We start from the raw sequence: 13695 nt of genomic DNA on the forward strand, positions 1-13695 counted from the left end.
TATTGCTGAAAGCCGGTGTGCAGACGTTATTTGAAAATCATCTCCGAGGAGCCGAGGCTGAAAGTAAGTAAGCCCGGACGGATGTCTACCGTTACAAAGAACACGTATGATAGTACGTTGCTAAGTGCTATTAGTGAAAAAGCTAATAGAATTAGGGTGGTATCGCGGGTAAACCCGTCCCTACTTTATAGGGACGGGTTTTTTGTGTGCTTTAAAATATTCAAAGGAGTGATTGTATATGGAAAAAGTAGATGTAAAAGAATCAGCTGTAGGAAGAGAAATGCGAATTCGCAAACAGTGGAACGAACAAAATATTTTCGAACAATCAATTCAGAATCGAGAAGGCGCACAGTCTTTCGTATTTTATGAAGGACCACCAACGGCGAACGGACTACCGCATGTAGGTCATGCACTTGGACGAACAATTAAAGACTTAGTAGCAAGATATAAAACGATGGCTGGTTATAAAGTGTTAAGAAAAGCAGGATGGGATACACATGGTTTACCTGTAGAATTAGGCGTTGAGAAGCAACTTGGTATTTCTGGTAAACATGAGATCGAAGAATATGGCATTGAACCATTTATTCAAAAGTGTAAAGAGAGTGTTTTCACATATGAGAAGCAGTGGCGCGAATTCACTGAAAGTATTGGTTATTGGGTAGATATGGATGATCCATATGTAACTTTAAAGAATCCATATATCGAAAGTGTATGGCATATTTTGGGGACAATTCATGAAAAAGGATTGTTATATAAAGGACATAGAGTTTCACCATACTGCCCAAGCTGCCAAACCTCATTGAGCTCACATGAGGTTGCGCAAGGGTATAAAACAGTAAAAGATTTAAGTGCAACTGTGAAGTTTAAAGTGAAAGATAGTGAAAATGAGTATTTCTTAGGTTGGACAACGACACCTTGGACACTTCCAGCAAACGTTGCGCTTGCTGTCCATCCAAATATGGAATACGTTAAAGCAAAACAAGAAAGTCATGTATACATTGTTGCGAAAGAACGTGTACAAGAAGTATTAAAAGAGAACTATGAAGTATTATCTGTTCATAAAGGCGAAGAATTATTAAACACATCTTATACAGCGCCATTTCCGATGAAAGAAGTTACAAATGGTTACCGCGTTATTGCAGCAGATTTTGTAACGGGAGATAGTGGTACAGGACTTGTTCATATTGCTCCAGCATATGGAGAGGACGATTATAGAGTTGTTCAAAGTGAAGGATTGTCATTCTTGCACGTTGTAGATGAAAAAGGTGAGTATACAGAGGCAGTACCATTTTTGAAAGGGAAATTTGTAAAAGATTGTGACGTGGATATCGTTCGTTATTTAGCGAAGGAAGGTTTACTGTATCATAAAGAAAAATATGAACATAGCTATCCGCATTGCTGGCGTTGTGATTCACCACTACTTTATTATGCAGGAGAAAGTTGGTTAATCCGAACAACTGCAATTAAAGATACATTTTTACAAAATAATGATTCTGTTACTTGGTATCCGGATCATATGAAACATGGGCGCTTTGGTAAGTTTTTAGAAAATATGGTGGACTGGAATATTAGCCGAAATAGATATTGGGGAACGCCATTGAATGTATGGGAATGTGAAAGTTGTGATCATCAGTTCGCACCGAAAAGCATTGCCGAATTAAGAAAGCATAGTACGAAAGAAACATCAGAAGATTTGGAATTGCATAAGCCTTATGTAGATGAAGTGCAAGTCTGCTGCGGGAAATGCGGAGGCACAATGAATCGTACACCAGAAGTGATTGATGTTTGGTTTGATAGTGGTTCTATGCCATTTGCACAATATCATTACCCATTTGAAAATAAAGAGTTATTTGAAGAGCAGTTTCCAGCGGATGTTATTGCAGAAGGAATTGATCAAACACGCGGCTGGTTTTATAGTTTATTAGCAGTATCAGCACTATATACAGGAAAAGTACCGTATAAACGAGTGTTATCACTAGGGCATGTTTTAGATGAAGAAGGGCAGAAAATGTCTAAAAGCAAAGGAAATGCACTAGATCCAGTTGATTTAGTAGATAAATTTGGTGCAGATGCGCTAAGATGGGCTTTACTTGTTGATAGTGCCCCGTGGAATGCGAAGCGTTTTTCTGAAAGAACAGTACTGGAAGCGAAATCTAAATTTGTAGATACATTAGTCAATGTGTATAGCTTCTACGTTTTATATGCAAATTTAGATGAGTATAATCCGAAAGAAACGTATGATGTAAAGCTTACGAAATTAGACGAATGGGTATTATCAAGATTGCATAGTACAACGAAAAAAGTGAGAACTGCACTTGATGATTATCAATTTACGAATGCAGCTCGTGAAATTGCAGCACTTGTAGATGAAGTGAGTAACTGGTATGTAAGACGCTCACGTAATCGTTTCTGGGAATCTGGTATGAACGCTGAGAAAGCAGCTGCGTATGAGACACTTCATGAAGTGCTTGTAACAATTAGTAAATTAATTGCACCATTTACACCGTTTGTCGCGGAAGACATTCATCTAAATTTAGAAGGAAGCAGCGTTCATTTAGCCGATTATCCAGTTGTAAATGAATCACTACTTCAACCAAAATTAGAAGCGGAAATGGATGCTGTTTTACAAGTTGTTGAACTTGGAAGAAGTAACCGTAATCAGCATTCTTTAAAAGTAAAACAGCCGCTAGCAGAACTTGTATTACTTGAGCATAACGAGAATGATATGGATTGGGAATCTTATCGTGATATCGTTATGGATGAGTTAAATGTAAAAGCGTTCCATGTTGAACTCGATGAAACAAAATACACATCATATCAATTGAAGCTTAATTTTAAAACAGCGGGGCCAAAATTCGGTAAAAATGTGAATGCAGTGAATGGTTGGCTAAAACAATTATCACAAGAAGAAGTACAAAACTTTGTATCAACAGGAAGAGCAGTTTACGAAGCAACACCAGAAGGAGAAGTAGTTGTAACTGGTGAAGATGTGTTAGTTGAGAAAGTTGCAAAATCAGGATTCTCTAATACGACTAACGGACAATATACAGTTATGTTAGATACGAATGTAACGGAAGAATTGTTACAAGAAGGAGTAGCGCGTGAATTCATTCGTGCGGTTCAAGAATACCGTAAACAGTTGAATTTACCAGTTAATTTACGAGTCGATATTATTCTTGATACAGAAGAAGAACTACAGCGAACGTTAACGAACCATAAAGATTTATTGGAAGAAAACTTACTCGTTAAACAATTTACATTTGGTCACTTAACGAACGAAGATGATGAACTTTCTTTAGGTGAAACAAAACTTAGAATTAAATTAAGTGCAGCTAATTAAAGAAAAAAGGAAGTTGGAATGATTCCAACTTCCTTTTTTGTATGGAGGTAAATTAACTAGCTAATTTCCTCATAATCCATTCGATAGGTCCTCTAGAAAATTTCTTTCTCCATAATACGCTAAACAAAATACTGAAAATGAAAAATACAGTAGCAAATAATAAAACGAAAAGTAGTGTTTGATGTTCCATTCTATTGAATAGAATTAATGTCCCAATCCCGATAAATACATGACTTACATAATGAGTTAATGTTAATTGACCTGTTTGTATAATGGAAGTAACAAACCAATTATTTTCATATTTTTCAGTAATATAGAGGCAAAGTATTAATATAGCAATAGCAGATCCTGTTGCAGATAAAATGTACAATACATTTGGTAAAACGGGTCCTGTATTAAACAAAAATGTAGCAGCTGCTTTGCCAATGTGTGGAATGAAGTAGTACGTGAGCCCTTTTGATAAAAGTTCTATCAGTATGGTGAATGTAATACCGAGCAAGAGCAACCTATCTCTAATCTTTTTATTATGAAGATCTAATCTGCCAATTATCATACCGATTAAGAAGAATGAAAACCATGGGAAAAAAGGGTGATAACCATTAAAGAATAAATTGCGAAGAAAACCGTTAACTGTCCAGAAGTCTACATAGTTTATAAATGGAGTAGGGCCTCCCCAACCTTCGAAAGCATTGAAAGTAAGCTGAAGAGATTGTGCCAAGAGTAGGATAATAATAGATAAGAAGAGTAATGCTTTTTTTCGGACTGTAATGAGTAAGGCAGCAACGAAAAGGTAAACACCATAGTAGTGTAATATATCCCCAGTCCACTCCATTACGTATAAAAGTAATCCTAAAATAAATAAGAATAGTGCCCGTTTCCATATGATCTTTCGGCTATTAGAAATTTTTATTTTTTCATTTCTAGCAACAGAGGATCTAGTCATTAAAGATATTCCAATTCCAGCAAGTATAACAAACAAGGCAGAAGCTCTACCTTCAAAAAGTGACATTAAAGTTATTAAAAATGGGGGACCATTTCCTTCTGCACCTGTTATCACCATAAAATTAACAAGCAGCATACCAAACATCGCCAAGGCCCTAGCAAAGTCTAAGCCGATAATTCGTTTTTTAGTATTCAATTCAATCCCTTCTTTCAAAAATACTGTTTACAGCTTCCATCCATATTTGTCTATAATCTATATCCACATGTAACATCATAAAATTCCCGACATTATCAAGCACTAATGCTAACATATGAGCTTTTGAAACTAGATTTTTATTTTCAATTAATTGCAGCTCATTTGCTTTTGTAAGGAGTGATTCAAACCCTTGTAAATATTCTGTTTGCACAGTTAGTAATCGATCTTTGTACATATCATTTCTTGAAGATAGTAATACATATTCTTGCAACACACGATTAAAATAAGGATCGTTCTGCTGTTCATCAATTATTTTGAATCCAATTTCAATGCATTTCTCAATAAAATTTTCTTTCGTAAACTCTTCTGTATGGAAGAAGGAAGAAAACTGCATCGCAGCACATAATTCTGTGAAAATACATTCGATTAATGCATCTTTAGATTTAAAGTAATAATAAATGGACGGTTTAGCAATTCCGACTTCTTCAGCAATCATAGAATAGGTCGTTTTAGTAATGCCATGTCCGGCAAACAGTCGATAGCTTGCTTCCATAATTGAAGAGAGTGTTTCTTCACTTTTGCTCATAATAAAGCCTCCTACAAAAAGGTTATATAAATCGTATCATTCATAAATATTTTTTTCAACCTACCGTTAGGTAAAAAATATCCTGTTTTTTACAAAGTAATTTAAAAAGGTTAAGAGTTATGGAAATACTTTAGAAATATATTTCTAAAGTATTGTGTTCACTTTACACATAAATATTGAGAAAATTTCACTTACCCTAAATGGAAAGGTAATAGAAGTGTTCATAGAGAATTACTCGTAGATTCAATTTTTATCCATCCGTTTTGCGGGGAATGATTGCCTAGTGGTAATGGGATAAGGTTGAGCTACTTTATTAGGGGGAGTGGTTCTATGTTTAATAAAAAAATGGTGGCAATGGCAATGACCGTGCCGTTAGTAATGGGGACGATTTCTACGGTTTCGGCATTGGAAAAACAACAGCAAGTAAAGTTAGAAGCTTATTCGCCACAGAAAAAAGCAACTGAATATTTAAAAGAAAATGCTGCGCAGTATGGATTGAAAACAGATCTTTCAGACTTGCAATATATTTCTACAACAGAAACATCAGTAGCTTCATATGTTAGGTTCCAACAAGTTGTTAATGGTGCACCTGTATTTTCAAAACAAATAACAGTTACTCTTAACGGAGAGGGAAAGGGAGTACTCGCTGTTTCTGATTATCAGCCTGTTACAGGTGTGAAGGAAGTAACGACAAAAATTAGTGAAAAAGATGCAATACAAAAATCAATGGCGTATGTTGGAGAAGCAAGTGAGCAAAATTTATGGGCTCCTACAGATAAAGAGTTCGGATATATTGTTGAAGAAGGAATTGCTCGTCCAGTATATAAAGTTGTAGTCCATTCTAATAATCCATTTGGTGCATGGGAAACATTTATTGATGCAGAAAATGGAAAGTTAATTAAAAAGGTTGATATAAACCGAAAAGCTGAAGGGTCAGGAAAAGTATTTTTACCTAACCCAGTCGTATCTAGCGGTAGTAAAGTAGGCTTAAAAGATAATAACGATGCAGATTCAACAGCTCTAACGAACCAACTGAAAACTGTTACGTTAAAAGGTTTAGATGGAACAGGATTTTTAATTGGAGAATATGTAACGATTTCTTCAAAAGCGAAAACAAAATCTACGAATTTACAATTTAACTATACACGCGCAAATGATAGCTTTGAAGATGTTATGTCGTACTATCATATCGACACATTGCAACGTTACATTCAAAGTCTAGGTTTTAAAAATATTAATAACCGTTCGATAAAAGTGAATGTTAATGGTACAACTGATGATAACTCATTCTATTCTCCATCAACAAAAGCTTTGACTTTCGGTACTGGCGGTGTTGATGATGCAGAAGATGCTGGTATTATCGCACATGAATATGGGCATTCGATTCAAGATAACCAAGTTCCTGGCTTTGGTAGTTCAGCAGAAGGTGGAGCGATGGGAGAAGGATTTGGGGACTTCTTAGGTGCTACATATGAAGATGCAGTATCGACTACTGGATATGGTAAAGCATGTGTTGGAGAATGGGATGCGACAGCTTATTCTAGTTCAGATCCAACATGCTTACGCCGATTAGATAATAATAAAGTATATCCGAAAGATATAACGAATGAAGTGCATGATGATGGTGAAATTTGGGCTCAAGGCCAATACGAAATGGCACAAGCTTTTGGCCGTGATGTAGCAACAAAAATCATTTTACAATCACACTGGTCATTAACACCAAACTCTAAATTCAGTGATGGAGCGAAAGCGATTAAGCAAGCGGATGCTCTTTTATATGGCGGACAACATGCTGCTGATATTGATCGCATTTGGGCAGCGAGAGGCATTAGTACGAATTAATATAAAAAGTCGTGGCGTTTATAAGCCACGACTTTTTAATTTGCTTACGAACTGGTACTAGTAAATAAAGCTATATCAATGATAGTGTGAATATATCCGTATCCCATTTATTTTTTAGCTTCTTTAAAAACAAAATGCTCTTTAAATTTTCTAGACTCAACTTTTTGACCATTTCTCATGGAGCGGAAAGGGTGTTCTTGCCATGTAATAATTACATCAACCTCATCCGCTTTTGTAGCAACAGGTAAATTAGCGTGTTCAAATCCAGTTTTTCCACTTGCCAAACGACTTTCCTTTAGGGAAAAGAGTTCATATTTCGTTTTCTTATTTGGTTCGTTGCGGAATACTTCGACGTTTACATTATATACTTCATTATTCCCGACATTCTTTACTGAAAAATGATATGTTTGAAATTCATCTTTTTTAGCTTGAAGCATATTCTTGTTTGTTTTTTTCGGTTTATCAATATTCACTTGCCATTGATCAGAGTTTTGAGAGATTGGTAAAGATTTTGGTGAATAGGCATACGTTTCGTTTACTACAATTAAGCAAAACAAAAGGAGAAAGAAACTAATTGCTTTTTGCATAAACACACCTCGCTTTAAAATTTTTATTAATATGCGTAAATGAATTAGTTTTTATGTAAAAATTGGAAAATATTAAAGGTGTAATTTTGGATTTAATACATAAGAATATGTATTACAAAATTAACTTTTCACACTTTAGAAGAATCTAGGAGTTAGAAAATCAGAATGTTTTAAAAAAGGCTTGCATTTTATAAAGTAAGGAGTTAGAATACTCTGTAAATATAAAAAGTGATGATCAGGAAAAGTACATGGTGCAAAGATCTACAGAGAGCAGCCGGTTGCTGGGAAGGTTGCGATACCGCATGATGGAAAGACACCTGTGAGTGTTGCTTTGAACGTGATTATTAGTAAAAGCAAACGGTACCTACCGTTATCAGGGCTAAGATGGTCAGTATGACAATTTGGGTGGTACCGCGGAAAAAAATCCGTCCCTATTTATAGGGGCGGATTTTTGTATTCTTTGAAAGGGGGTGAGTGACCGTGGATGATGACGATGACAACAATAACGTAAATAAATATAAAATTACTGGAGGGAAAAATAATGGATTCAATAATGAAGCGTTCACTCACAAAAGAATGTACAAAGCAAAGTGGAAAGGTTGTATTACTTCAAGGATGGGTAAAAAAAATTCGGCACCTTGGAAATGTTAGTTTTTTATTATTACGGGACAGAACAGGAGTAATTCAATGTGTATTAGAAAATGAATTGGCCGGATATAAAGTTGATGTAGAAAGTGTTGTCCATGTAATCGGTGAGATAGTCGAGACATCGAAAACAGAATTGGGTGTTGAAGTACTTGCTCATGAAGTGAAAGTAATAAACGGTGCAGAGCCACTTCCATTTGAAATAAATAAAAAGAAGTTACAAGTTGGCTTAGATCAACTACTTAATGAGCGAGTAATATCATTAAGGCATGAGCGAACCGCAGCGATTTTTAAAGTGAAATCTACACTCGTTCAGAGCTTTAGTGAATTTCTTATAGAGAACGATTTCACACGGATCTTTACGCCGAAAATTGTTTCGCAAGGGGCAGAAGGAGGAGCAAATGTTTTTAAGCTTCCATACTTCCAAAAAGAAGCTTATTTAGCACAATCACCACAGTTTTATAAGCAAATGATGGTGGCAGGTGGGTTAGAACGAGTTTTTGAAATTGCACCTGTATATAGAGCGGAACATCATAATTCTTCCCGTCATTTGAATGAATATATATCGTTAGACGTAGAACTTGGTTTTATTCATGATTTTTATGAAGTGATGCAACTAGAAACGGATGTTTTACGATATATGTTTCAACAAGTAGCGAAAAAATGTGAAATAGAACTACAACTATTACAAATAGAAGTACCTGTTATTACTGAAATACCTAAAATTACATTGTTAGAAGCACAAGAAATTTTGAAAAGTAAGTATCGTAAAGAATCTCCTGTAGGGGATTTAGATACAGAAGGTGAAAAGTTACTAGGGAAATATGTAAAGGAAACATATAATAGTGAATTTGTTTTCATTACACATTATCCGAAAGAAGCGAGACCGATGTATACGATGCAAAATAAAGAGAATCCAGCTATTACTGATTCATTCGACTTATTATATAAAGGGCTAGAAATAACGTCAGGGGCACAGCGAATTCATAATTATGAATTGTTACTCGCTTCGTTTAAAGAAAAAGGATTACATCCAGAGAAATTTCAATCTTATTTAAATACATTCCGATATGGTTGTCCACCACATGGAGGTTTCGGAATTGGGTTAGAAAGGATTGTATATAAACTATTAGAATTAACAAATGTACGAGAGGCTAGTGCTTTTCCGAGAGATTGTACTCGTCTTATACCATAAAAAGAATCTTTGCGATTATCGCGAAGATTTTTTTTTAGTTCGTTTGAAAAGATGAAAATATAGACCCTTTCTTTTGCTAATAAGCTTAGTAAAAGTGAGTTATCAATATGAACCATTTCGACAAAAAATCAATATACCCCTTGACAGTTACAAATATAACCGATATACTTCATATTAATTTCAAAAGAAAATATATTCTAAATATTACAATGTGTTGAATAGGAGTAGTAAGGTCATGTATTTGTACAGAGAGCTATGGGTTGGTGTGACATAGTCAAATGACATCCTGAACTCGCCTAGGAGCAGTAAGGTGGAACGGAATTACATTCTTAGTAAATCTTAACGGTTAACCTTCGATATTAGGTTTGTAATCAAACGATTACTACTAAGGTGGATTCATAATGGAATCAATAAGGGTGGTACCGCGTTAAGTAAATGGCTTAGCGTCTCTTTATATAGAGATGCTAGGCCATTTTTTTATTATATGGAAGAAGAAATGGAGGGTTTATTTGAATAGGTTTATAAAATTTATTTATTTATATAAAAAGATTTAATTAGGAGGAAAATGAGATGAAACAGACGGAGCAATGGACTTCGAAATTAGGTTTTATAATGGCGGCAGCCGGATCAGCAATTGGACTTGGTGCGATATGGAAGTTCCCTTATATCGCTGGGAAGAGTGGGGGAGGAGCGTTCTTTTTAATATTTATATTATTTACTGTTTTAATTGGACTACCGCTACTTATAGCTGAATTTATGATTGGACGCAGTACGCAGAAACAAGCAGTTGGAGCATTTAAAAGCATCGCACCAAATACAGGATGGCATTGGATTGGACGCCTTGGTGTTGGAACGTGTTTTATACTACTTTCATTTTATAGTGTTGTAGGTGGATGGGTATTAATTTATTTATTCAGAGGAATAACTGGACAACTGATTACGCCAGGACAAAATTACGGCACATTATTTACTGAAACAATTGGGAATCCTGCTTGGGCTATTATGGGACATTTCGCTTTTATGTTCATTACGATATGGGTTGTATCAAAGGGTGTACAAAACGGAATTGAAAAAGCAAGTAAATATATGTTGCCAGCATTGTTCGTTTTATTTGTCGCTCTTATTATTCGTTCGTTAACACTTGATGATGCAATGAAAGGTGTGAAGTTTTTCTTACAACCAGATTTCTCAAAGATTACTTCGGAAAGTATTTTGTTCGCAATGGGGCAATCATTCTTTGCAATTAGTATCGGGATTTCAATTATGGTTACGTATAGTTCCTATTTAAATAAAAAAGAAAGTTTACCAAAATCAGCAATAACAATTGTTGGATTAAATTTATTTGTTTCATTATTTGCAGGTCTTGCTATTTTTCCAGCCGTATTTTCATTAGGAATGGAGCCAACAGAAGGACCTGGATTACTATTTATCGTATTACCATCTGTATTTAGTCAAATCCCATTCGGTGGATTTTTCTTAACAGTATTTCTTGCACTATTTACATTTGCGACATTAACATCAGCATTTTCTCTACTAGAAACTGTTGTTTCAGCATTAGCAAATGGTGAACAAGAAAAGAGAACGAAATTATCATGGCTGATCGGTTTCGGCATTTTCTTAGTAGGTATACCATCAGCGTTATCATTTGGAGTATGGAGTGATATTACGATTTTCGGAAAGAATATTTTTGATGCAGTAGACTTCTTATCTAGTAATATATTAATGCCACTTGGAGCACTATTTATTAGTATTTTCGTTTCATTCAAAATGGAGAAGAAGGTACTAGAAGCAGAGTTTTTTGTAGGTGGAAATTATGGAAAGAAAGTATTTACTTGTTGGGCATTTTTACTTCGATTTGTAGCACCACTTGCAATAATTATCGTCTTCTTAAATGTAATAGGAATTATTTAATATTAAATGTTATAATATTCAGTAAAAAAGGGGTGGTGATAATAAAGGAAAATTTGATAGAAGCAGGGAAATACATGAATATTAGAGGGAAAAAGCTATACGTTGAAACACATGGAAATCCTAAAAATAAGCCAGTCTTATACTTGCATGGTGGACCAGGAGAAAGTTGTTATGATTTTTCATTTCATCAAGCGGAACGTTTAAAAGATTCTCTATATGTAATTATGATAGATCAAAGAGGTGTTTGTCGCTCAGAAGAAATTACTGAAGACGAAGCTTTTGGATTAAATGATTTGATTGAAGACTGTGAGGAATTAAAAAAAGTATTACAAATTGAGAAGTGGTCTATAATTGGACACTCTTTCGGTGGATATGTAGCATTGCTTTATGCGTCGATATATCCAAGTTCAATAGAGAAAATAATATTTGAAGGACCAACTTTTAATTTTGCATTAACAAGTAGGGCTTTGTTACAAAAAACAGGGCATTTATTAAAAAAGTATGGAAAAGAAGAAATAGCAAAAGAATGCTTTGCTTATTCATCTAGCGATGCTAGTTCAGAAGAGTTGTTAGAAGCTTATATAAGATTAAGCGCTGAATTAGAAGAAAAAAGAATGGAGATTTACAATAATAAGGAAGATAGGACAGATGAGAGTTTATACAGTGATGAAGAGTGGGAAATATTTTCAAATCGCTCCAAAATTCACTTTGATAGATTAAAATTAGAGGGAGCATGTCATACATCATTATTATCAAAAATAAAAGATGTACAAAATCTAATGTTATTAATAGTAGGAAAACATGATGTAGTAACGTGTGAAGAACAAATTAAAACATTTAATAAAGATGCCCGAAACGGCAAGTATATCGTATTTGAAGAGAGCGGTCATTCACCTCATTATGAGGAAGCAGATAGATTTGCAGAAACAGTCATACATTTTTTGAAATGAAGAAAAGGGTGCTTCTATAAATGAGAGGCACCCTTTCTAAATTTCTGGATATGTGATTGTGATGCTAGGCCACTTACTTTGCCAATTCTTTTTTATAACTCTGTTTTTGTACATATGTAATCGTTCTTTCGATTTAAGAAAATGAGCTGTTGGTTTCACTTGTAAGGAAAGGACATCTTCAATACCACATGGGGCTGTTAAGATAACGTTGTTTAGTTCATCAAGTGTAACTCCTAAAGCCGTTGCTGTTTCAGGGAATTTAGATATAGCATTAACAGAAGAAGAATATGGTGGCATATTATTCACTACATGCATACGAGCTTGATTTTTTACAGACCAAGGGATAGTAGCATCAATATTCATTAATTTCGTTTCTAATGATTGTTCGTATATCTCATCTTGATGTAGACTATCATAATAAATCACATCAACATCAGGCATAGCCGTTTTAGCTTCATAGTCATGTAAAGTATCCCAAATTTTAGAACGAACAAATCCGGCACAAATCCACCAATCAGGTAGCTCTAGTGATTTTGCCATTTGTAATACATTCATCATCCATTCGTCGTTTTCTATTAAGCGAATGATATCTTGTTCTGTTTGTATAGTCATTTGTTATCTCACCTGCTTTTTTTTAGAGAGTAAATTTAATTCATAAGCTTTATAATCCATGTAATCCAGTAAGCACCTGGTATGAATAACAGTTGAGCAAGTAATGTACCAAAAAGTCTAGAAATCATTAGCCAAGCATACATTTTACTCATTGCTTCAGCACCTTCTTCTGATTGAAGAGCTCGCTCTGTTAAAAGAGCAATACGTGGATCTAGTAGCACTGTTAATAAAATAGTAGCAAAACCATTAATAAGACCAGAAGCTGTAGTGGCTTTTGTTGCGAAAGCTGGAATTAAAAAAGAAGCATATAGTGCGGAAAGAACTCCCGCTGTATAAATTGCAGTAGCGAACATGTTAATAAGCATTATACGCTTTGGAATACCGCCGATACGCAGTCTATGAATCATTTCTAACTTTGGAAAGCGGACATATTTTTTTGTGTACTTTAATTTTTGAATGTTATTCGTTTTCATCATTCGAATGAAAGAACCGTCTGTTTCAAAGTTTTGAATGACATATCCAAATAGTTTTGTCAAAGTTGGATACAGTATAATCGCAAGCAATGTACCGATAGAAGCAGATAATAGTACAAGACGTATAATATGCTCTAAATCAATAGAAGGATCTAGTTTTGCTTCGTCCACAATCCCGCCAAGTAAAAAGGCTTGTAGTAAGTTTGACGTTCTTGAAATGAGTAATACGATTCCTACGACGGATAATGCGACAGCAATCTTCTTTAAACGAACCCCCGCTAATCGAATACTATAAGAGCTTGTTTCAACTGCGTGGATTACAATTGTGAAAGCCATTATAAAAATTAACGTAATTGACATTTGTTTCACCAGTTTCTATTAAAATAATTGTAACTTTTTTACTTTATCATATCTAT

At 34.7% G+C, this 13695-nt stretch carries 10 protein-coding genes and 3 other annotated features (1 of these 13 running past the window's edge); of the genes, 5 read left to right on the forward strand and 5 right to left on the reverse strand.

All coding sequences use genetic code 11. The features are described 5' to 3' along the window. Positions 1-185, forward strand: a binding site (T-box leader); it begins 56 nt to the left of the window's first position. Positions 186-238: 53 nt separating this feature from the next. Beyond that, a complete protein-coding gene (ileS, locus tag ACTL4X_RS10655; RefSeq protein ID WP_071740449.1) occupies positions 239-3340 on the forward strand; it encodes an isoleucine--tRNA ligase in 3102 nt (1033 codons plus the stop codon). A gap of 52 nt (positions 3341-3392) precedes the next feature. Here the strand turns inward: ileS and ACTL4X_RS10660 are convergent, their stop codons facing one another. Further along, positions 3393-4478: a DUF418 domain-containing protein gene (locus tag ACTL4X_RS10660; RefSeq protein ID WP_001093114.1), complete on the reverse strand. Its 1086-nt coding sequence runs from the start codon at positions 4476-4478 to the stop codon at positions 3393-3395. 1 nt (position 4479) lies between these two features. Next, positions 4480-5064, reverse strand: coding sequence for a TetR/AcrR family transcriptional regulator (locus tag ACTL4X_RS10665; protein WP_000045218.1), 585 nt, complete (start codon positions 5062-5064; stop codon positions 4480-4482). Positions 5065-5394: 330 nt separating this feature from the next. On the opposite strand from ACTL4X_RS10665, the gene ACTL4X_RS10670 reads away from it, so the two are divergent. Beyond that, positions 5395-6906, forward strand: a complete 1512-nt coding sequence (locus tag ACTL4X_RS10670) for a M36 family metallopeptidase (protein ID WP_000482273.1) — start codon at positions 5395-5397, stop codon at positions 6904-6906. 107 nt (positions 6907-7013) lie between these two features. Here the strand turns inward: ACTL4X_RS10670 and ACTL4X_RS10675 are convergent, their stop codons facing one another. After that, the gene (locus ACTL4X_RS10675; RefSeq protein WP_001167906.1) at positions 7014-7493 is read right to left on the reverse strand and encodes a hypothetical protein; all 480 of its coding nucleotides are present in this window, start codon (positions 7491-7493) and stop codon (positions 7014-7016) included. A gap of 222 nt (positions 7494-7715) precedes the next feature. Next, positions 7716-7929, forward strand: a binding site (T-box leader). Positions 7930-8034: 105 nt separating this feature from the next. Here ACTL4X_RS10675 and aspS point away from each other — a divergent pair. The 3 genes from aspS to ACTL4X_RS10690 all read left to right on the forward strand — a co-directional run bounded on the left by aspS (position 8035) and on the right by ACTL4X_RS10690 (position 12194). Further along, complete coding sequence (gene aspS / locus ACTL4X_RS10680; protein WP_000377346.1) at positions 8035-9333, forward strand: aspartate--tRNA(Asn) ligase; 1299 nt, start codon at positions 8035-8037, stop codon at positions 9331-9333. Positions 9334-9538: 205 nt separating this feature from the next. After that, positions 9539-9787: a binding site (T-box leader), on the forward strand. 116 nt (positions 9788-9903) lie between these two features. Beyond that, positions 9904-11244, forward strand: coding sequence for a sodium-dependent transporter (locus ACTL4X_RS10685; protein WP_000814537.1), 1341 nt, complete (start codon positions 9904-9906; stop codon positions 11242-11244). A 74-nt stretch (positions 11245-11318) separates the two neighbouring features. Next, positions 11319-12194: an alpha/beta fold hydrolase gene (locus ACTL4X_RS10690; RefSeq protein ID WP_001026102.1), complete on the forward strand. Its 876-nt coding sequence runs from the start codon at positions 11319-11321 to the stop codon at positions 12192-12194. A gap of 36 nt (positions 12195-12230) precedes the next feature. On the opposite strand, the gene ACTL4X_RS10695 is transcribed toward ACTL4X_RS10690, so the two are convergent. Then, complete coding sequence (locus ACTL4X_RS10695) at positions 12231-12806, reverse strand: nucleotidyltransferase family protein (protein WP_000155287.1); 576 nt, start codon at positions 12804-12806, stop codon at positions 12231-12233. Between the two features lie 35 nt (positions 12807-12841). Beyond that, positions 12842-13639 (reverse strand): lipid II flippase Amj family protein, encoded by a 798-nt coding sequence (locus ACTL4X_RS10700; RefSeq protein WP_000028911.1) that lies wholly within the window; start codon positions 13637-13639, stop codon positions 12842-12844. Between the last annotated feature and the right edge of the window lie 56 nt (positions 13640-13695).

This window comes from Bacillus sp. RE35 (assembly GCF_052146655.1).
Lineage (GTDB): Bacteria > Bacillota > Bacilli > Bacillales > Bacillaceae_G > Bacillus_A > Bacillus_A cereus.